Annotated in this window: 16 protein-coding genes, 1 pseudogene and 1 riboswitch; of the genes and pseudogenes, 5 read left to right on the forward strand and 12 right to left on the reverse strand. The window is 75.8% G+C overall.

Translation table 11 applies throughout. The features are described from left to right. Positions 1–11: 11 nt before the first annotated feature. Together ectA and AC6I72_RS24500 are read right to left on the reverse strand one after the other, a co-directional pair. Entirely contained in the window at positions 12–551 is a 540-nt protein-coding gene (ectA, locus tag AC6I72_RS24495) for a diaminobutyrate acetyltransferase (RefSeq protein ID WP_498003334.1), read from the reverse strand. Positions 552–1,004: 453 nt separating this feature from the next. Then, positions 1,005–2,108, reverse strand: coding sequence for a pyridoxal-phosphate-dependent aminotransferase family protein (locus AC6I72_RS24500; RefSeq protein ID WP_498003335.1), 1,104 nt, complete (start codon positions 2,106–2,108; stop codon positions 1,005–1,007). Between the two features lie 135 nt (positions 2,109–2,243). Here AC6I72_RS24500 and AC6I72_RS24505 point away from each other — a divergent pair, with 135 nt between their 5' ends. Together AC6I72_RS24505 and AC6I72_RS24510 are read left to right on the forward strand one after the other, a co-directional pair. Continuing rightward, positions 2,244–3,341 (forward strand): amidohydrolase family protein, encoded by a 1,098-nt coding sequence (locus AC6I72_RS24505; RefSeq protein WP_498003336.1) that lies wholly within the window; start codon positions 2,244–2,246, stop codon positions 3,339–3,341. A 286-nt stretch (positions 3,342–3,627) separates the two neighbouring features. Next, positions 3,628–4,587: an SCO1860 family LAETG-anchored protein gene (locus AC6I72_RS24510; RefSeq protein WP_498003337.1), complete on the forward strand. Its 960-nt coding sequence runs from the start codon at positions 3,628–3,630 to the stop codon at positions 4,585–4,587. 91 nt (positions 4,588–4,678) lie between these two features. On the opposite strand, the gene cobC is transcribed toward AC6I72_RS24510, so the two are convergent. The 3 genes and pseudogenes from cobC to cbiE all read right to left on the reverse strand — a co-directional run bounded on the left by cobC (position 4,679) and on the right by cbiE (position 7,820). Continuing rightward, positions 4,679–5,800, reverse strand: coding sequence for an Rv2231c family histidinol phosphate aminotransferase CobC (gene cobC / locus AC6I72_RS24515; RefSeq protein WP_498004810.1), 1,122 nt, complete (start codon positions 5,798–5,800; stop codon positions 4,679–4,681). 104 nt (positions 5,801–5,904) lie between these two features. Further along, positions 5,905–6,549, reverse strand: a pseudogene (locus AC6I72_RS24520) (cobalamin biosynthesis protein); the annotation flags it as partial. Beyond that, positions 6,537–7,820, reverse strand: a complete 1,284-nt coding sequence (gene cbiE / locus AC6I72_RS24525) for a precorrin-6y C5,15-methyltransferase (decarboxylating) subunit CbiE (RefSeq protein WP_498003338.1) — start codon at positions 7,818–7,820, stop codon at positions 6,537–6,539. The gene cbiE and the pseudogene AC6I72_RS24520, both read right to left, overlap by 13 nt. Before the next feature lie 451 nt (positions 7,821–8,271). Between cbiE and AC6I72_RS24530 the strand changes: the two genes are divergently transcribed. Further along, entirely contained in the window at positions 8,272–9,003 is a 732-nt protein-coding gene (locus AC6I72_RS24530; RefSeq protein WP_498003339.1) for a ZIP family metal transporter, read from the forward strand. A gap of 293 nt (positions 9,004–9,296) precedes the next feature. Here AC6I72_RS24530 and AC6I72_RS24535 read toward each other — a convergent pair whose 3' ends face one another. The 7 genes from AC6I72_RS24535 to AC6I72_RS24565 all read right to left on the reverse strand — a co-directional run bounded on the left by AC6I72_RS24535 (position 9,297) and on the right by AC6I72_RS24565 (position 17,942). After that, complete coding sequence (locus AC6I72_RS24535) at positions 9,297–10,691, reverse strand: cobyrinic acid a,c-diamide synthase CobB (RefSeq protein ID WP_498004811.1); 1,395 nt, start codon at positions 10,689–10,691, stop codon at positions 9,297–9,299. Positions 10,692–10,779: 88 nt separating this feature from the next. Next, on the reverse strand, positions 10,780–11,379 hold the full coding sequence (cobO, locus tag AC6I72_RS24540) for a cob(I)yrinic acid a,c-diamide adenosyltransferase (protein ID WP_498003340.1): 600 nt from the start codon (positions 11,377–11,379) through the stop codon (positions 10,780–10,782). Then, the gene (locus AC6I72_RS24545; protein WP_498003341.1) at positions 11,379–13,448 is read right to left on the reverse strand and encodes a putative cobaltochelatase; all 2,070 of its coding nucleotides are present in this window, start codon (positions 13,446–13,448) and stop codon (positions 11,379–11,381) included. Before AC6I72_RS24545 ends, cobO begins: the two co-directional genes overlap by 1 nt. 49 nt (positions 13,449–13,497) lie before the next feature. Continuing rightward, entirely contained in the window at positions 13,498–15,021 is a 1,524-nt protein-coding gene (locus tag AC6I72_RS24550) for a cobyric acid synthase (protein ID WP_498003342.1), read from the reverse strand. After that, the gene (locus tag AC6I72_RS24555; protein WP_498003343.1) at positions 15,018–15,971 is read right to left on the reverse strand and encodes a cobalamin biosynthesis protein; all 954 of its coding nucleotides are present in this window, start codon (positions 15,969–15,971) and stop codon (positions 15,018–15,020) included. The genes AC6I72_RS24550 and AC6I72_RS24555 overlap by 4 nt, the downstream gene beginning before the upstream one ends. Before the next feature lie 99 nt (positions 15,972–16,070). Continuing rightward, positions 16,071–16,212: riboswitch (cobalamin riboswitch) on the reverse strand. A 194-nt stretch (positions 16,213–16,406) separates the two neighbouring features. Next, positions 16,407–16,628, reverse strand: a complete 222-nt coding sequence (locus AC6I72_RS24560; protein ID WP_037862117.1) for a hypothetical protein — start codon at positions 16,626–16,628, stop codon at positions 16,407–16,409. A 42-nt stretch (positions 16,629–16,670) separates the two neighbouring features. Then, the gene (locus tag AC6I72_RS24565) at positions 16,671–17,942 is read right to left on the reverse strand and encodes an inorganic phosphate transporter (protein ID WP_498003344.1); all 1,272 of its coding nucleotides are present in this window, start codon (positions 17,940–17,942) and stop codon (positions 16,671–16,673) included. A gap of 258 nt (positions 17,943–18,200) precedes the next feature. Here AC6I72_RS24565 and AC6I72_RS24570 point away from each other — a divergent pair, with 258 nt between their 5' ends. Further along, positions 18,201–18,959: a class II aldolase/adducin family protein gene (locus AC6I72_RS24570; RefSeq protein WP_498003345.1), complete on the forward strand. Its 759-nt coding sequence runs from the start codon at positions 18,201–18,203 to the stop codon at positions 18,957–18,959. A 133-nt stretch (positions 18,960–19,092) separates the two neighbouring features. Continuing rightward, a complete protein-coding gene (locus tag AC6I72_RS24575; protein WP_498003346.1) occupies positions 19,093–20,220 on the forward strand; it encodes an alpha/beta hydrolase in 1,128 nt (375 codons plus the stop codon). The last annotated feature ends 88 nt before the right edge of the window (positions 20,221–20,308 follow it).

Consider the following 20,308-nt stretch of genomic DNA (forward strand, 5'->3'; position numbering starts at 1 on the left):
GCGAGCGGCGCTCAGAGGGCGAGCGGGCCGATGCGGTGCAGGACCTCGGGGTCGTGCGGCCCGTCGGGGAAGCGGTCCGTCCCGAACAGGACCTCCCGCTCGACCCGGGCGCCGTGCCGGTCGGCGAAGGAGGCGAAGAGCCGTTCGGAGGCGGTGTTGCCCGGGGTGATGGTGGTCTCCAGGGCCGTCAGTCCGCGCTCGGCGGCGACGCGGGCGGCGAGCGCGTCCAGCAGGCGGCCGGCGAGGCCGCGGCCGCGGTGGCGGGCGTCGACCGCGACCTGCCACACGAGGAGCGTGCCGGGACGGTCGGGCCGCACGTAGCCGGTGACGAAACCGACGGCCTCGCCGTCGGCGTCGCGCGCCACGGCGGACGTGGCGGCGAAGTCGCGGCACCACAGCAGATAGCTGTAGGAGGAGTTCACGTCCAGGGTCCCGGAGTCCTTGGCGAGCCTCCACAGCGCGGCGCCGTCGGCGACGGCGGGGGGCTCGATGGACACGTCGTCCGCTCTTTCCACGCGGTCGGTTCGCAGGTCTGCTTGTGCGGCAGTCATGCGAATTGAACTTACCGAGCTGAATTGAAAAATGCATCGGCCGGTGCCCTTACGTGCAACGGCCGTATGTGTTATCGCGCGGGCGCGCAGCCGCGCGAGACGGGTGCGAGATGCCTGTTTGGCCCTGATATTACCTGTACAAAAAGGGCAGCTTTGTGGAGTGCGTCACACTGGAGTAACTCTCCGGCCGCGCTCGTGACAGCCTTGGAATTACGCCGCCGAAGGCTCGGAAAATCGCTGCGTTTAGGAATATGGAAACGGGGCAGAAGAAGACGGGAAACTACCCCTAGTGAATTCCGGGAATTACCTGTTTTGTATTCGAGTTCCGGTGAGCCCGTCGATCCGTTCCCGCGGAATGCCCGAGCGCCCGCCGCGCCGGGCGCAGCCCGCACCGCCCCCGCACGCGCCCTGCCCGCCCCCGGGGGCGCCGGGGTCCCCCTGCGCCCTCCTGGGTCACCGCCAGGCCCGGGCGGCGGCCGTGCGGGCGGCCGGGAGGTCGACGTCCGTGCCGGACGCGGTGGTCAGGGCGGAGGCCAGGGCCGTCAGGGCCGCCTCCACGGTCTCCGGGGTCGCGGCCGGCCCGTAGTGGTTGACGCGGATCATCTCCTTGGCCAGCGCGCCGCCGCCCGCGGCCAGCGGGAGGGCGGGGTCCGACTCCAGGGCGCGGGCCACCAGGTCCGAGGCCGCGACACCGGCGGGAGCGCGCAGCGTCGTCGCCACCGGCGCCGCCTCGGACGCCTTGTGCACGTACGGCTCCAGGCCCCCGCCGAGGGCCTGGACACCGGCCCGGGTCGCCGCCGCGGCGCCGCGGTGACGGGCCGTCACCGCGTCCAGGCCGGCCTCCTCGATGCGCTCCAGGCACGCCTCCAGGGCGAGCATCTCCAGCTGGGCCGGGGCGTGCAGCAGCGTGGTGCGCCCGCCGTCGATCCAGCGCTCCTTCCAGTCCAGCAGGGACAGGTAGGAGCGGCGCGGCGCCCGCGGGTTCGCCGCCATCCGGGCCCAGGCCCGCTCGCTGACGGACACCGCCGACACCCCGGCGGGACCGCCCATCGCCTTCTGCGCCCCGATCACGCACAGGTCGACGCCCCACGCGTCCGGCAGCACCGGCTCCGCACCGATGGAGGCCACCGCGTCCAGGTAGAAGAGGGCGCCCTGCTCCCGTACGGCCTCGCCGATCTCGGCGACCGGGTTGGTGTTGCCGGTCGCGGCCTCCGCGTGCACCAGCGACACGAAGTCGATCTCCGGGTGCTCGGCGAACGCCGCGCGGACCTGCTCGGCGGTCACCGCCGTGTGGAACGGCACCGACAGGTCGTACACCGTCGCGCCGCAGTCACGCAGCCAGTCGCCGAAGGTCTGCCCGTAGGGCCCGGTGATCACGTTCAGGGCCGTCGTGCCCGGACCGGCCGTCGCCCGGATCGCGCCCTCCAGCGGCAGCAGCGCCTCGCCCTGGGTGATCACGACGTCCTGCCGGGTGCCGAGCAGCCGCGCCACCCGGTCCTCGATCGAGGCGAAGCGGGCGGCGCTCAGCGGGGCGAGGTCCAGGAGGGGGTGGGTCACGGCAGTGCTCTCTTCTCGGTCACGAGGTCGGCGGAGTCGACGGAGTCGAGAGTAACCGGCGGCCCCGGCCCGGCTCCCACCGGTGACCGCCCTGCCCGGGCCGGGCCCGGCGGGCGGCCCTACTAGGGTGCGTACATGAGCGATGGCGCGGTGCTGCACGTGAAGGGACGGGTCCTCGTCGGCCCCGACGACGACCAGGTCCGTGACGGACTGTGGGTGGTGGGCGGCCGGATCTCCTACGAGCGCCCGCCCGGCGCCCGGGACGTGCGGACCGTCGAGGGCTGGGTCCTGCCCGGCCTGGTCGACGCGCACTGCCACGTCGGGCTCGACGCGCACGGCCCGGTGCCCGAGGACGTCTCCGAGAAGCAGGCGCTCACCGAGCGGGAGGCCGGGGCGCTGCTGCTGCGGGACGCGGGCTCACCGTCCGACACCCGCTGGACCGACGACCGCGAGGACCTGCCGAAGATCATCCGGGCCGGCCGCCACATCGCCCGCACCCGCCGCTACATCCGCAACTACGCCCACGAGATCGAACCCGGGGACCTGGTCCGCTACGTCGCCCGGGAGGCCCGGCGCGGCGACGGCTGGGTGAAGCTGGTCGGCGACTGGATCGACCGCGGCCTCGGCGACCTCTCCGCCTGCTGGCCCCGCGAGGCGGCCGAGGCCGCCATCGCCGAGGCGCACCGGCTGGGCGCCCGGGTGACCGCGCACTGCTTCGCGGAGGACTCCCTGCGCGACCTGGTGGAGGCGGGCATCGACTGCGTCGAGCACGCCACGGGCCTCACCGAGGACCTGATCCCGCTGTTCGCGGAGCGCGGCGTCGCCATCGTGCCCACCCTGGTCAACATCGCCACGTTCCCCGGCCTCGCGGCCGGCGGCGAGGCCAGGTTCCCGCGCTGGGCGGCCCACATGCGCCGGCTCCACGAACGCCGCTACGACACCGTCCGCGCCGCCCACGACGCCGGGATCCCGGTGTACGTCGGCACGGACGCGGGCGGCGCGCTGCCGCACGGCCTGGTGGCGGCCGAGGTCGCGGAACTGGTCACCGCGGGCATCCCGCCGCTCGAAGCCCTGTCGGCGACGGCCTGGGGCGCCCGGTCCTGGCTCGGCCGCCCCGGCCTGGAGGAGGGCGCGCCCGCCGACCTCGTGGTGTACGAGGCGGATCCGCGGGCGGACGTACGGGTGCTGGCGCAGCCGCGGCGGGTGGTGCTGAACGGCCGGATCGTCGGCTGACCGGGCCCCCGCGGAGCGGACGGGCGGCGGGTTGACGGGAGGTGACCGACACCCCGGCCGGCTCGTTGTGCACCTCGTGGCGTGCACCGGTGCGTCGAGCGGGGTGTCAATACCGGGGGCAGGAGGGGGACATGAGGGTGAAGGAAGCGAACACCCGTACCGGGTAAATCGAAAACGAGGACGGAAACCCCTCGAAGGAGTGAAGTCACCCAGGATCGCTGACCGTTCACTCTCGGTGCGTAATTCTTTCCGGGTCCCAAGCATTCCTCTCTGGGGGTCCCACACCGTGAACGGCCACACCTTCCGCATGCCCGCACGCCGCCTCGTCACCGCCGCCGCGGCCACCGCCCTGGCCGCCGGCCCGGTGACACTGGCCGGAGCGGGCTCCGCCCACGCCACCACCGGCCACGGCCGCGCCGGCGCCTCCGTCCTGCGCACCGCCCTCGACGTGTCCCTGCTCGACAAGACGGTGAACCTCCCGCTCACCCTCTCCCTCAACGAGGTCCAGGCACCGGCGAGCGCCCGGCAGACCGCGCTCAGCGCCCGCCTCGACGGCGTCGAGGGCGGCAAGCCGTTCAGCGTGCTGCGCGCGGACGTGGCCACGGCGGACGCGACGGTCTCGGCGAGCGGCGCCGAGGGCATCGTCGACCTCGCCCACGCCCGCCTCCACGTGCCCGGCCTGCCCCTGCTCTCCCTCATCGAGGTCGACCAGGTCACCGCCAGGGCGACCTGCCGGACGGGCAAGGCGCCGACGGCGACGAGCAACGTCCTGGGCGGCGTGACCGTCCTCGGCAGGAAGGTGACGCTCACCGCGGGCGGCACGACCGACGTCCGGGTCCCCGGCGTCGGAGAGGTCCGCCTCGACCTGTCCCGCCACGAGACCACGTCCCGCACGGCCGCGGCGACCGCCCTCGAACTCAGGGTCTCCGTCAACCCGTTGAAGCTCAACGTGGCCGAGGTCGAGGGCACCCTCACGCTCGCCCGGGCGACCTGCGAGTCCCCCGCGGCACCGGAGGAGTCACCGCGGCCCGCCACCACGCCCGCGACGGACCCGAAGCCCCAGGGCGCCTCCGCCACCGAGCCCGTCCATCCGGCACCGTCCGCCGCGAAGCCCACGAAGGCCGCGGACGCCGGCCTCGCGGAGACCGGAGGCAGCTCCATGACCCCGTACCTCGCGGCAGGTTCGGCGGTCCTGCTGGCCGCGGGCGGGGCGACGGTGGCGCTGACCCGGCGGCGGAAGGGCTGACCGGACGGAGGAGGGGGTGGCCTCGCGGGCCCGGTGGCGGAGGGGCTGAGGCAGTGGGGCCGAGGAGGAGGCGGACGCGCGGTGGCGGCGCTCACGGCCCCTCCGTGGCCTCCCTCTCCTCCGCGTCCCCCGTGTCCAGTGCGGCCCCCAGGGCGTCCAGGAACCCCTCCACCACCCCCCGCCCCCGTACGGCCACCCGCACCCAGTCCTCCCCGAGCCCCGGGAACGTGTCGCCGCGCCGCACCGCGTAACCCCGTTCGCGCAGCCGCCGCCGTACCCGCGCCGCTCCTTCCATCCGTACCAGGACGAACGGGCCCTCGGCAGGCCCGGCCACCCGCACCCCGCGCCCGGCGAAGGCCGCCAGGCCCGTCACCAGGTGGGCCCGGTCGGCCGCGATCCGGTGGGCCGCGTGCGCCGCCTCCGCCAGCGCGCGCGGCTCCACGCACGCCACGGCCGCCGCCAGCGCCGGCGTGGACACCGGCCACAACGGCTGGGCGCGCTCCAGCGCGGCGATGATCTCCGGGGAGGACAGCACGTACCCGATCCGCAGGCCGGCCAGCCCCCAGGTCTTGGTCAGGCTGCGCAGGACCACGAGGCCGGGCACGTCGGTCCGCCCGGCCAGCGCCTCCCGCTCGCCCGGCACCGCGTCCATGAACGCCTCGTCGACCACCAGCGTCCGGCCGGGCCGGGCCAGCGCCGCGAGCGCCGCCGCCGGGTGCAGCACCGACGTCGGGTTGGTCGGGTTGCCGACCACCACGAGGTCGGCGTCCTCGGGAACGTCCGCCGGGTCGAGCCGGAAGCCGTCCTCAGCGCGCAGCAGCACCCGGTCCACGCGGTGCCCGGCGTCGCGCAGCGCGGCCTCCGGCTCCGTGAACTGCGGGTGCACGACCACCGGCCGGCGGACCTCGAGGGCGCGTGCCAGCAGCACGAACGCCTCCGCCGCACCCGCCGTCAGCAGCACGCGGTCCACCGGCAGTCCGTGCCGGGCGGCCACCGCGGCCCGCGCGGCCCGCCCGTCCGGATAGGCGGCGAGGGAGGTGAGCGAGCCGGCGATCCGCTCCCGCAGCCAGGGGGGCGGGGCGCCGGTGCGTACGTTCACGGCGAGGTCGACCAGCGCCGAACCGTCGTCCCGTACCTCCGCGTCCCCGTGGTGCCGCAGGTCGTGCCCGCCGCCCTGCCACGGCACCCCGTGGTCCTCGATGTGCGTGCGCATGCGTGTGCCCGTCGTGAAGGGGGTGTCCGGAACGGTGTTCATGGCGGTGTCCCTGGGGGAGTTCCTGCGGGGAGTTCCTGCTGGGGGGAGGACGGCAGGGCGGCGGGGAGCCGTACGACCGCGCACGTCGCCCTCGCCGGACCCCCGCCGGCCGGGGCGGACTTCGTCTTGGGGACGAGGAGTTCACCGCCGCCGGCGAGAGCGGCGGCCTCCGCGACCGACGGGGTGCCCACGGCGGCGCGCGAGGCGTCCGACGGGTTCGGCACGGTCACGGCGGCCAGTTCCCCGGCGGAGTACGTCACCAGGGGCACTCCTAGCCGCGCGGCCGCCGCGACGACGCCGGGCTCCGCGGCCTTGGTGTCGACGGTGGCCAGCAGGGCGACGCCGCGCACGGACAGTCCCGCCTCCCGCAGCGCGCCCTCGACCACCCCCAGCACCTCCTCGGCCGCCGCTCCGGCGCAGGCGCCCACACCGACGGCGAGGGACGGCGGCCGGAGCACCACCTCCCGCTCGCCCGGCACGACCGCCCGGTCCGTCACCCGGACGGCGCAGGCCGCCTCCGTCCCTCCGGGCACGTCCGGCCGCGCGGCGAGCGCGGCCGGCGGGGCCTGGACGGGCAGCGGCCGCGGCACCTCGGCGCCGACGACGACCGGCTCACCCTCCGGCAGCGCCCGCGACCCGGCGGCCCCGTCCCCCTCCACCGGCGCCCCGAGGGCGCCGGGCCCGAGGAGACCGGTCACCGGGCACGCCCTTGCCCGGAGGCGGACGCGGACCCGGGCGGAGACGGGGGCAGGGGCGCCGGGGGCCGTACGCCCCACAGGAGGAACACCGGGCCGGCGGCCGCCGCTGCGGTCGCCTGCCCCGGCGGGGGTGCCAGCGGTGACGCCTGGAGCAGGACGCCGTCGCAGGTCAGTCCGGCGGCGGTGAGCGCCTCGCGGGCGGCCGGCACCCGGTCGGGGGAGGCGAGGGCGACGACGACGGTCCGCCGGGCCCGGCGCGCGCAGGCGCCGACGACCGCGGCCAGGTCGCCGCCCGCATCGCCGACGAACACCGCGTCCGGATCGTCGGCGAGTCCGGCCAGCGCGCCGGGCGCCACCCCGTGCACGACAGCCACGTCGACACCCTGGGCGGCGGCGTCGGCCCGCACCCGCTCCGCACCGTCCGCCGTCCGCTCGACCGCGACGGCCGCCGCGCCGAGCCGGGCGCACTCCACGGCCACCGGCCCCGACCCGGCGCCGACACCCCAGACCAGGTCGCCCAGGCGCGGCCCGAGCCGGGCCAGGGCCAGCGCCCGCACCTCGGGCCCGGCGCCGACCGGGTCGCGCGGCGCGAAGGCGTCGTCCGCCAGCGCCCAGCCCGCTCCGGACACCTCGGGCCCCGCCAGCGTCCGTACGGCACCCAGCGCACGGGCCTCGTCCAGGCACAGCACCACGCTCACCGCTGTGCCCCAGTCCCGGGCGGCGGCCTCGGCGGGCGTGACCCGTTCGACGCGCTCGTGGTCCGGGTCGCCCAGCGCCGAGGCGACGACCAGCACCCGGTCTCCGGACGGCGTCCGGGCCAGCGCGGCCCCCAGCTCGGCGGGCCCGGTGCCGGGACCGGTCAGCACGGCGACCTTCGGCCGGGCCCGGCACACGTTGACGGCCGTCCGCAGCTCCCGCCCGTGCGCGCTGACCACCACGGCGTCGTCCCAGGGCAGCCCGGCGCGCGCGAAGGCGGCGGCGACGGAGGAGACGCCCGGCCGCACGTCCAGCAGCGCGGAGCCGAACCGTTCCGCCAGCGCCCGCACGATCCCGAAGAACCCGGGGTCGCCCGAGGCGAGCACGACCACGCGCCGCCCCTGCCCGGCGTACTGCGCGATCACGTCGAGGGCGGGCGGCAGGGGCCCCAGCACGATCCGCCGGGCGCCTTCCGGCAGCCGTACGGTCTCCAGGTGCCGGCGTCCGCCCACGACCAGCTCGGCGCCGTCGAGCACCCCGCTCTCCGGCGGCGCCCCCGTACCCGTACCGACGACCGTGATCACGCGCCCGCCCCCTGCCCGTACGGGGCCCGGGGAGCGCCGCAGGCCCCGGAAGTCCCGGGAGCCTCGGGACGGACCCGGGGGCGGCCCTCCGGGGCGGTCCTGCGGGCTCCCGTGCCGGCCTCGGGGCAACCGTGGGGGCGCGCGGGGCGGCGGGCCCGGCGCGAGCGGGCGCCGGCGTGCCCGTCTTGCCCTTCGTAGGCGCCGTGCGCGCCCTGCGTCATGTACCCGTCGTGCGTCATGTACCCGTCGTGCGCCGTGTGCGCGCCGTGCGCGGCGCACGCGACGCGCGTCAGGGGGCTGGCGGCGCCTGGACCGGCACCGACGAAGGTCACCTCAGCGGTGGGGGCGTCGGCCATGGGGTCGAGTCCTCTCGTACGGAATGTCACGGTCTGTGGGGGTCGGCCAGTGGCCGGATGTGCGCGATCGGGGGTTGATCGGATAGCAAGGGCACATGGCGGTCTTCGTCGCGCTCGGCGCGTTCCTGATGACGCTGGCCGGCGGCTGGACGGCACAGCGGGTCACCGACCGCCGCCATCTGGTCCTCGGACTGGCCGGCGGCCTGATGCTCGGTGTGGTCGGTCTCGACCTCCTGCCCGAGGCACTGCACGCGGTGGACCGCGAGGTGTTCGGCGTACCGGCGGCTCTGCTGCTGTTCGTGGCCGGCTTCCTGCTGGCCCACCTGGTGGAGCGCCTGCTGGCCGCCCGGCAGGCCGCGCACGGCGGTGACGAGCACTCCCACCAGCGCGCGCCCGAGGTGGGCCTCACGGCGGCGGCCGCCATGGTGGGGCACAGCGCCATGGACGGCGTGGCGATAGGCGCCGCGTTCCAGGTCGGCGGCGGCATGGGCGCCGCCGTCGCGCTCGCGGTCATCGCCCACGACTTCGCGGACGGCTTCAACACCTTCACCCTCACCAGCCTGTACGGCAACGCCCGGCGCCGGGCGATAGCGATGCTGGTCGCGGACGCCCTGGCGCCGGTGGTGGGCGCCGCCTCGACCGCGTTCATCAGCATCCCCGAATGGTTCCTCGGTGGGTATCTCGGCCTGTTCGGCGGTGTCCTGCTCTACCTCGCCGCCGCCGAGATCCTGCCCGAGGCCCACCACGAGCACCCCGCCCGCTCGACCCTGCTGTGCACGGTCGCGGGCGCCGCGTTCATCTGGCTGGTGGTGGGCCTGGCGGCCTGAGCGCAGCCGCCCCCGGGCCCGGCACGCGGGCCCCCCGGCCCGCCGCCCGGCCCGGCCCGGCAGCGTCCCCCACCCGCCCGATGAGCGCGGCGCCCCGCCGGCACCCGCCCGCCCCCCGAACGCGGACCCCGCGGCGGCCACGGCCACGGACACGGGCCCGCCCACGGACACGGACATGGGCCCGCCCTCGGAGACGGGCCTGCTCACGGCCGGCCCGCTCATGGCCAAGGAGTCGGGCCCGCACACGGTCACGGAGGCGGGCACCGGAGTGGACGCGGCTGCCGGCCTGCCGTTCACGACGTCCGGCACCTCTCCACGAACCGGCGGGCGGCGCCGGGTGCGGCGGCCCAGTGCGTGTGCACGTAACTCGCGTGCACGTTGCCCTGCACGAACCCTTCGAGCCGCCGCTCGGGTCCGCGCAGCCCCCAGGCGGGGGCGGCCCCGGCGCCCGGTTCCACGACCGTCCGGTGGAACTCGTGCCCCCGCATCCGCTCCCCGGCGCCCGCCAGCACACTGTCGGTGACGGCCACGGCGTCCCGGTAGCCCAGCGTCAGCCGCCCGCTCATCCGCGCGGACGCCTCCAGCACCCCGCACATCGGCTTCCCGTCCAGCTCCCGGCACAGATAGAGCAGCCCGGCGCACTCGGCCGCGACCGGGCCCCCGCCGCGCGCGAGGTCGCCGACGGCCTTGCGCAGGGGTTCGTTCGCGGACAGCTCGGCGGCGTAGACCTCCGGGAAGCCGCCCCCGACGACCAGGCCGCGCGTCCCCTCGGGCAGCTCCTCGTCGCGCAGCGGATCGAACGGGACGACCTCGGCACCGGCGGCCGTCAGCAGCTCGGCGTGCTCCGCGTAGGAGAACGTGAAGGCGGACCCGCCGGCGACGGCGACGCGCACGGGCGAGCCGTGGCCGGGGCCGGCGGCTTCCGGGGCCGGGGCGGGAACGGACGGCGGGGGCGCGGCCGCCACCGCCCCGGCCGCGTCCCAGGCCGCACACGACAGCGGTCCCGCACTGCGCGCCAGCGCGACCAGTGCCTCCAGGTCGCACCCCGCCTCCACCTGCGCCCCCATCGCCGCGACCGCCTCGACCGCGGCACCGCGCCGCTCGGCGACCGGCACCAGCCCGAGGTGGCGCGAGGGGGTGTCGACCTGCGGCGCCCGGCGCAGCACCCCCAGCACCGGCACGCCCACCGTCTCCAGCGCCTGGCGCAGCAGCGCCTCGTGCCGGTCCGAGGCGACCTTGTTCAGGATCACGCCCCCGACCCGTACTTCCGGGTCCCACGAGACGAACCCGTGCACCAGCGCCGCCACCGACCGCGACTGGGACGAGGCGTCGACCACGAGCACCACCGGCGCGCGCAGCAGCTTCGCCACCTGCGCGGTGGACGCCAGCTCGCCCTGCCCCGCCGCCCCGTCGTACAGGCCCATGACCCCTTCGACGACGGCGATGTCGCACCCGCGCGCCCCGTGCAGGAACAGCGGCCCGACCAGGTCGGGACCGCACATGTACGCGTCCAGGTTGCGCCCCGCCCGCCCGGTGGCGAGCGCGTGGTACCCGGGATCGATGTAGTCCGGCCCGACCTTGTGCGGGGACACGGCGAACCCCCGGCGCGCCAGCGCGGCCATCAGCCCCGTGGCGACCGTGGTCTTGCCGCTCCCCGAGGCGGGCGCGGCGACGACGAGCCGGGGCACGCGCCCGGGGACGGAGCCCGCCCGGGCCGCGGCTGCCGGCGCGGGCGTCGCTCCGGTCGCGGGGTCCGGGGCCGGGGTCAGCACGGCGTCACCACTCGATGCCCCTCTGGCCCTTCTGGCCCGCGTCCATCGGGTGCTTGACCTTGGACATGTCGGTGACGAGGTCGGCGAAGTCGACCAGCTTCCCGGGGGCGTTGCGCCCGGTGATCACGACGTGCTGGGTGCCCGGCCGGCCGCGCAGCACCTCCACCACCTCGTCGGTGTCGATCCAGCCCCAGTGCAGCGGGTACGCGAACTCGTCGAGCACGTACAGCCGGTACGTCTCGGCGGCCAGGTCCCGCTTGACCTGCTCCCAGCCCTCCCGCGCCTTGGCCTCGTTGTCCGTCTGGTCGTCCCGCTGGACCCACGACCAGCCCTCGCCCATCTTGTTCCAGACGACGCTGCCGCCCTCGCCCGAGTCGCCGAGCACCCGCAGCGCCCGCTCCTCGCCGACCCGCCACTTCGCCGACTTGACGAACTGGAACACCCCGATCGGCCAGCCCTGGTTCCAGGCGCGCAGCGCCAGTCCGAACGCGGCGGTCGACTTGCCCTTGCCGGTGCCCGTGTGCACGACGACCAGCGCGCGGTTGCGCCGCTGACGCGTCGTCAGTCCGTCGTCCGGTACGACACTCGGCTGTCCCTGCGGCATTACGCGGCCCTCCTCGAAGTTCCCTGCACATCCCGGACGAGCCCGGCGATGCTGTCCGCGCGCAGCCCGTCCAGTGTCACCGCCGCGGCGCCCAGTTCACCGGCGAGCCGTCCGGCGAGCCCCAGCCGCACCGGTCCCGTCTCGCAGTCCACGACCACCGAGGCCGTCCCCTCGGCGGCGAACAGCCGCGCAGCGCGCTCCGCGAGGGCGACCGGTTCCGGGCCGCCGGTGGCCCGCCCGTCGGTCACCACGACCACCAGCGCCCGCCGCGCCGGGTCCCGCAGCCGCTCCACGCGCAGCACCTCGTGCGCCCGCAGCAGCCCGGCCGCCAGCGGTGTACGACCGCCCGTGGGCAGCGACTCCAGCCGGACGGCCGCCGCCTCCACGGACGACGTCGGGGGCAGCGCGACCTCCGCGGACGTCCCCCGGAACGTCACCAGACCCACCTTGTCCCGCCGCTGGTAGGCGTCCAGCAGCAGGGACAGCACGGCACCCTTCACGGCGCTCATCCGCTGCCGCGCCGCCATCGACCCGGAGGCGTCCACCACGAACAGCACGAGGTTCCCCTCGCGCCCCTCCCGGGTCGCCTGCCGCAGATCGTCCCGCCGCACCACCAGCCCTGGACCGGAGCGTCCGCGCGCCCGCTGGTGCGGGGCGGCGGCGTGCACGGTGGCCGCCAGGTGCAGCTTGGTCAGCGCGCCCCGCGGGCGCCGCGCGCCGGTGGTACGGCCGTGCTCGGTACGCGCCCGCGAGCGCCGCCCCGCGGCCCCCTCGCCGATGCCGGGCACGCTGAGCACCTTGGTACGGAACGGCTCCGCGGCCCCCACGGCGGACTGTTCGCCGGCCGCGGCCCCGGCCGGCCGCGGCCGGCCCGCGCTCTCACCCTCCCCGGGCGGCACGGCCCCATCCTCCCCGGCCTGCGCGTCGTCGCTTTGCGCGCTCCCGTCGTCGCCCTGCGGGGCGCCGCCGTCGTGGTCGGGGCCGGGCTGTCCGCCGCCCCCGCCGCCACCGTCCGGCCCGTCCGGGCCGGGGCCGGGATCGTCGTCGTCCTCGGGCTCGCCGCCGAACTGCTCCAGCGTCTCGTCGAGTCTGTCCTCGTCCAGGCCCGGCGCGTCGAACGGATTGCGCCGCCGCCGGTGCGGCAGCGCGAGCAGCGCCGCCTGCCGCACGTCCTCGGCGAGCACGTCGGTGCGCCCGGCCCACGCGGCCAGCGCGGTCGCCGTCCGCGCCATCACGATGTCGGCCCGCATGCCGTCCACCTCGAAGGCGGCGCAGGTCGCCGCGATCTGCCGCAGCGCCCCGTCCCCGAGCCGCACCCGCGGCAGCAGTTCCCGCGCGGCCGCGATCCGGGCCCGTACAGCGGCCTCCTCGTCGGCCCAGCGCGCGGCGAAGGCGGCCGGATCGTCGTCGTACGCCAGCCGCCTGCGCACCACCTCCACCCGCTGGTCCGGCTCCCGCGAGGCGGCCACCTCGACGGTCAGCCCGAACCGGTCGAGCAGCTGCGGGCGCAGCTCCCCCTCCTCGGGGTTCATCGTTCCCACCAGCAGGAACCGCGCTGCGTGCCGTACGGAGACGCCCTCGCGCTCGACGTAGGAGGCACCCATGGCCGCGGCGTCCAGCAACAGGTCGACGAGGTGGTCGTGGAGCAGGTTGACCTCGTCGACGTAGAGGATGCCCCGGTGGGCGTCGGCGAGCAGGCCCGGCTCGAACGCCTTCACGCCCTCCGCCAGCGCCCGCTCGATGTCCAGCGCACCGACCAGCCGGTCCTCCGAGGCCCCGACGGGCAGTTCGACCATCCGCGCCGGCCGGGTCTCGAACGCCCCCGGCTCGTGCGGCCCGTCCGGGCAGGCGGGGTCGGGGGAGTCAGGGTCGCACGAGAAACGGCACCCGGCGACGACGTCCACCGCGGGCAGCAGCGCCGACAGGGCCCGCACCGCCGTGGACTTCGCGGTGCCCTTCTCACCGCGTACCAGCACCCCGCCGACCGCCGGGGAGACGGCGTTCAGCAGCAGCGCCAGCCGCAGGTCGTCCTGACCCACGACGGCTGTGAACGGAAACGGGGTACTCACTTCTCCTCGCCCTCCAAGTCGCCCTCGACCTCCAGATGTGCGGCGGTGTTCACGCGGGCGCCCCCGGCGGGACGAACGGCAGGCCCTGCGGCGCGCCCGACTCGATGAGCCGCCACAACGCGTCCGTGTCCGCGTGTTCTTCGATCAGGTCGCCGAGCCGGTCGAGCTGCTCCTCGCGCAGCGCGGCGAACGACGTGCCGGGCGCGGGCACGAAACGGCGGCCCGCGGCCGAGGCCACCTCGCGCAGGAAGGCCCGCCGGAAACCGTCCGACTCCAGCGAGCCGTGCCAGTGCGTGCCCCAGACGGACCCGACCCGGCAGCCGTCCAGGAACGCCTCACCGCCGGTGACCTCGGCGACCCCGTGGTGGATCTCGTACCCCTCGACCCGCTCGCCCAGGGCCTCGCCCACGGGCCGGGCGAGGGTCTTGCCGGCGGCGAAGCGGACCCGCACCGGCAGCAGCCCCAGCCCGTCCACGTCCCCGCGGCGGCTCTCCACCTCGTCCTCGATGTGCTCGCCGAGCAGCTGGAAGCCGCCGCAGATCCCGAGCACCGGCCGTCCCTCGGCCGCCCTGCGCGCCAGCGCGCCGGCGAGGCCGCGCTCGCGCAGCCAGTCCAGCGCCCGCACCGTGCCCCGGGTGCCGGGCACCACCACCAGGTCGGCGTCGGCCAGTTCCTCGGGCCGGTCCACGAACCGCACGACGACGCCGGGTTCGGCGGCCAGCGCGTCCACGTCGGTGAAGTTGGACATCAGGGGCACCGCGCAGACGGCGACCCGGAGCACGTCCTCACCGACCGGCGGCGCGACGGCGGACTCCCGCACGGCGCCCCGCAGGGACACTCGCAGGCCGTCCTCCTCGTCGATGCCCAGCCCGTGCCGGAAGGACAGCACGCCGTAGGTGCGCCGGCCCGTGAGCCCGTGCAGCATGTCGATGCCGGGTTCCAGCAGGGAGACGTCGCCGCGGAACTTGTTGACGAGGAACCCGGCGACCAGTTCCTGGTCCTCGGGGGAGAGCAGGGCCACGGTGCCGAAGAAGGAGGCGAAGACACCGCCGCGGTCGATGTCGCCGACGACGACCACCGGCAGCCCCGCGCCGCGCGCGATCCCCATGTTGACGATGTCGGTGCGGCGCAGGTTGATCTCGGCCGGGCTGCCCGCCCCCTCGCAGATCACCGCGTCGTACGTGCTCCGCAGTTCGGTCAGGCAGTCCAGCACCGTACCGAGCAACTGCCGCTGGCGTCCGCCGTGGTAGCCGCGGGCGCTCATCTCGCCCACCGGCCTGCCCAGCAGCACGATCTGGCTGCTCTGCTCACCGCCCGGCTTGAGCAGCACCGGGTTCATCAGCGCGGTCGGCTCGATCCGGCAGGCCTGCGCCTGCATGGCCTGCGCCCGCCCGATCTCGGCGCCCTCACGGGTGACGAACGAGTTGAGGGACATGTTCTGCGCCTTGAACGGCGCGACCTTGACGCCGCGCCGCACCAGCCACCGGCAGATCCCGGCGGTGACGACGCTCTTCCCGGCGTCGGAGGTGGTTCCGGCGACGAGCAGACCGCCGCCGCGTCGAGCGCCGCTCATGACGCACGTCCCTTCGTCAGACGGTCGCACAGCAGCTTCGCGGCGGCGCAGGTGCCGAGCGCGAGCCAGCTCACGCGCCGTGAGAGCCGTACGGCCCGGTCGATGTCCCCCGCCTGGACGGCGCGCCCCCGGTCATTGAGCACCGGCCGGTGCTCCACCCGCCCCCCGTACGACAGTGTGCCGCCCAGCCGCACCCCGAGCGCCCCCGCGAACGAGGCCTCCACCGGCCCGGCGTTGGGACTCGGGTGCCGTCCGGCGTCGGCGCGCCAGGCCCGTACGGCCCCGCGCGGATCGCCGCCCGCCACGGTGGCCAGTACGGCCGTCAGCCGGGCCCCCGGCCAGCCCGCCAGGTCGTCGAGCCGGGCGGACGCCCAGCCGTAGCGCCGGTAGCGGGGCGACTTGTGCCCGACCATGGCGTCCAGGGTGTTGACGGCCCGGAAGCCGATCAGGCCCGGCACGCCCGCCAGGGCACCCCAGGCGAGCGCGCCCACCACCGCGTCGGAGGTGTTCTCGGCGACCGACTCGACGACGGCGCGGGCGATCCCGTCGGCGTCCAGGGCTTGCGGATCGCGTCCGCACAGGTGCGGCAGGAGCGCCCGGGCCGCCTCGACGTCGCCCGCCTCCAGCGCCCGCCCGATGGCGCCCGCCTCGCGGGCGAGCGAGGTGCCGCCGACCACGGCCCAGGTGGCGGCGCCGGTCAACAGGACCGAGCCGGCGGGGGAGTGGCGGACGGCGCGGGCGGCGACGGCACCCAGCGCGGCGGCGCCACCGGCGCACACGACGGTGTGCAGCGCGCCCCACCCGCGGTGGTCCCGCCACAGCACCCGCTCCACGGCGCCCGCGGCCCGCCCGAACACGGCGACCGGATGTCCGCGGCGCGGATCGCCGAGGAGCAGGTCACCGAGGAGGCCGGCGGCGGCGCCGTACGCGAAGACGCGATCGGCACCCATGGGTTCAGCCGGCCGCGGGGTCGGTCGGGCGGTCGGTGGTGGGCCTCGGTCGGCAGCCGCGCATGGCGATAGGTCCTCACTCAGGGTGTCCGCGCCCTGGTTCGACGAGACCGGCGGAGAGAGTTCCTGGCTCCCGGGGATCGTCCTCCCCGGTGACAGTGGCGGGACCGCGCCGGATTCGCACCGGCTTCCTCTGCTGCCGCCGTACATGGCCCAGGAAGTCCACCACGGTCCCGGAACACCCGTCAACTTGCCGTTGACCTGCACCGCGCCGGTGTGCCGAGGCTCATATCCCTGACGCGAGGCTGCCGCAGGGGCGCCGGAGGCGGGCCGGCGCGGCAAGAACCCCCGTGAGCGCCACGGAAGGGCTCACGGGGGTCGATGCCGAAGTCGCGGGACGCGGCCCCCGACGGGGCAGGGGCGCGTCCCTGTGCCTCAGCCCAGGATCAGGGAGATTCCGTAGGCGACGGCTGCCGCGCACAGCGCGAAGCACGCGTAGGCACCGGCGGTCGCGGCGAGGGCCGACTCGCCGCGGGTCGACGCGGCCTCCCGGCGGGACAGGCCCGCGATGCCCAGGGTGAACAGGGCCACGAGGCCGACGGTGACCACGAGGCTGACGCCGAAGACGGAGCCGATGGCTGCCCAGTCGATCTTCATCTCGATGCTGCTTTCTCGATTGCCGGGGGACGGGCGGGGGCGTCAGACCGCCGCGGCGGGCGGGGTCGCCGCGGCCGGGCTCGCGGCAGGTGCCGTCCCGAGCGCGGACGCCGGGGCCGGGATGGTGGCCGTGAGGCCGTCGGCCACCGGGGCCGCCGGCGGCGGGGCCACGGCGGCGATGGCCTGGGTCACCACACCGGCCGGCTCCTCGGCGTCGGCCCCGTTGACGTTCGTGTGGTCGACGACCTGGCGGCGGGAGATCTTCCAGATCGCGGCGCTCGCGGCCACCAGGAACACGGCGACCAGCGCGGTGCCCCAGTCGCCGAGACCGGTGACGGCCTCCGCGCCCGCGCCGACCACCGCGGCGGCCGGCAGCGTGAGCACCCAGGCGACGGCCATCCGGCCCGCCGTGGACCAGCGGACCGTGCCGCCCTTGCGGCCCAGACCCGCGCCCATCACCGAACCCGAGACGACGTGGGTGGTGGAGAGCGAGAAGCCCAGGTGGGAGGAGGCCAGGATGGCCGCGGCCGCGCTGGTCTGGGCGGCGAAGCCCTGCTGCGGCTGGAGGTCGGTCAGGCCCGTGCCCATGGTGCGGATGATGCGCCAGCCGCCGATGTAGGTGCCGAGCGCGATGGCGAGACCGGCGGAGAGGATGACCCAGGTGGGAGGGTTGGAGCCCGGTGCGACGGCGCCGCCGGCGATCAGGGCGAGGGTGATGATGCCCATCGTCTTCTGCGCGTCGTTGGTGCCGTGCGCCAGCGAGACCAGGCCCGCCGAGGCGATCTGCCCGACCCGGTGGCCCTTCTCCGCCGCCTTGCCGTCCGTCTTCCGGCCGATCGTGTACGACAGCCGGGTCGCGGCGACCGCGGCGACGCCCGCGACGACCGGCGCGGCGACCGCCGGGAGCATGACCTTGGTGACCAGGACGTCGCCGTGCACGGCGCCGACGCCGGCCGAGGCGATGGTGGCGCCGATCAGACCGCCCAGGAGGGCGTGGGAGGAGCTGGACGGGAGCCCGACCAGCCAGGTCAGCAGGTTCCAGAGGATCGCGCCGACCAGGGCGGCGAAGATGACCTCGGGACGGATGCCGGTCTCGTCGACGAGACCCTTGGAGATCGTGTTGGCGACCTCGACGGAGAGGAACGCGCCCACCAGGTTGAGCACGGCGGACATGGCCACCGCGACCTTGGGCTTGAGTGCGCCGGTGGAGATGGTGGTGGCCATCGCGTTGGCGGTGTCGTGGAAACCGTTCGTGAAATCGAACGCGAGTGCGGTAACGACCACAATCGCGAGGATCAGCGAGAAGCTTTCCATTTACCCAGGCAATCGTTCGAGCGTCATTGGCTCGTCGAACGTAGGTAACCCGGGTGAACGGAAGATGAACTGGGGCGGTCGCAGTGGTGTCCGATTCTGTGTCTTCCGCTTCCTGTGTCATCCGCGTCCTGGGTCTTCCGCCCTTCTCCGTCTTCGCCCCTTCGCCGGGGCCGACCCTCCCCTCTGCCTTCTCTCTTCCCGGGTGCCGGGTGCCGGGTGTCCGGCCCGGGGACCGCGGGAGGCTGGCAGGATCACCGCATGGCCGAACAGCAGCAGGACGCGGAGCGCGCGAGCGGCGCACGGCAGGAGCCGGCGGGGCCGGAGGGGCCGGCTGCGCGTGGGGTGCGGGAGGTGCGGGACGAGGAGGCCCGCGCGTGGCGCGAACTGGTGACCACCGCCCGCCGTACCGTCACCGACGGACTCGTCGTCGGCACCTCCGGCAACGTGTCCGTCCGGGTCGGGGACACCGTCCTGGTCACCCCCTCGGGCGTCCCGTACGACCGGCTCACACCGCGGGACGTCACCGGCGTCGGCCTCGACGGCCGGCAGGTGCTCGGCACCCTGGTCCCCACCAGCGAGCTGCCCATGCACCTCGCGGTCTACCGCACCACCGGCGCGCGTGCCGTCGTCCACACCCACGCCGTGCACGCCACGGCCGTCTCCACGCTCGTCCCCGAGCTCCCGCTGATCCACTACATGGCCGGCGCCCTCGGCGGCCCGGTGCGCGTCGCGCCCTACGCGGCCTACGGCACCGGGGAACTGGCCGCGCACGTGCTGCGCGCCCTGGACGGCCGCTCCGGCTGCCTGCTGCAGAACCACGGCACCCTCACCCACGGCGCCACCCTCGACCAGGCGTACGACCGCACCGCCCAACTGGAGTGGATGTGCCGCCTGTGGCTGACCGCGTCCTCGGTTCCCGGCCTGACCCCCTCCCTGCTCTCCCCGCAACAGCTCGCGGAGGCCGGCGAACGGCTGCGCGGCTACGGTCAGCGGCACCCGCGGACGCCGGAGGCCTGACGGCGGCCGCCCCCGGCACGGGGTCCGGCGGTCCGCAGGGGTGAAGAGCGCTGTTCCTGGAACTCGCAGGAGCATGTCACCCCGACCGTTCCTTCCGCTGGCCGGTGAACCGGCACGCCATGACACTGGACCCGTGCGCACAGTCAAAGCGACGGCCGCGGCCGTCACCGCGGCCCTCGCGGCCGGCGCGGCGAGCGTCGCCGCCGGCCGGCTCGCCAGCGACGCCGCGCTCAAGTCACCCCCGGGCCGCCCCCTGCCCACCGAGCCCCGGCTCACCGTGCACGGCACGGCCGCCGGCCAGATCACCCTCACCCGGGACCTGGCCTCGCTGCGTCCCGGCACCTACGGCCTGGCGGGGGACGGCTCCCACGCGGTCGTGGGTCCCGTGCTGCAGGGCGCCCCGCACCTGCCCGACACCGTCGTACGCCGTCTGGAACGCGTCACCCACGGCCTGCTCCACCCCCGCGACCGGGTCTGGCTCACGCCCAACCTGTACGTCGGCGACCCGCGCTCCGCCCTCGGGCTGGACCACGCCGACATCGACGTACCCGGCGAACTCGGCCCGCTGCCCGCCTGGTTCGTGCCCGCCGTCCGCGAGACCTGGGTGATCACCGTGCACGGTCTCGGCACCACCCGCGAGCACCCCCTGAACATCATGCAGTTCCTGCACCGCAGACACTTCCCGGTGCTGGACGTCGCCTATCGCGGGGACCTCGGCGCACCCCGCTCCCCGGACGGCCTGAACCACCTCGGCGAGAGCGAGTGGCGCGACCTCGACGCGGCGATCCGCTACGCCGTGGACCACGGCGCCGAGCGCGTCGTCCTGCACGGCTGGTCCACCGGCGCCACGATGGCGCTGCGCGCCGCCGTCCACTCGAAGCTGCGCGACCGGATCTCCGGACTGGTCCTCGACTCGCCCGTGCTCGACTGGGAGGCGACGCTGCGCGCCCTCGCCCGGGCCCGGCACACGCCGGGGCCCCTGCTGCCGCTCGCGGTGCGCGCCGCGCAGGGACGCACGGGCCTGTACGCCGACCGGGCCGCCGACTCCGCCGGGCCCGCGCGGCTCACGGCACCGACGCTGATCTTCCACGGCCCCGGCGACGAGGTGGCCCCCTGGCGCTTCTCCCGCCGCCTGGCCGAGCACCACCCCAACCTGGTGGCCCTCCACACGGTCCGCGACGCCCCCCACGGCGCCATGTGGAACGCCGACCCCCAAGGCTACGAAGAGGCCCTGCGCCGCTTCCTGACCCCCTTGATGTGACCTACCCGGCCGACGCACCCCCGGCCCATGCGCCGTGTCCGGCCGACGCGCGGTGCCCGGCGGAGGCGTCCTGCCCGGCTCACGCGCG

The sequence above is a fragment of the Streptomyces sp. Xyl84 genome (genome assembly GCF_059731885.1).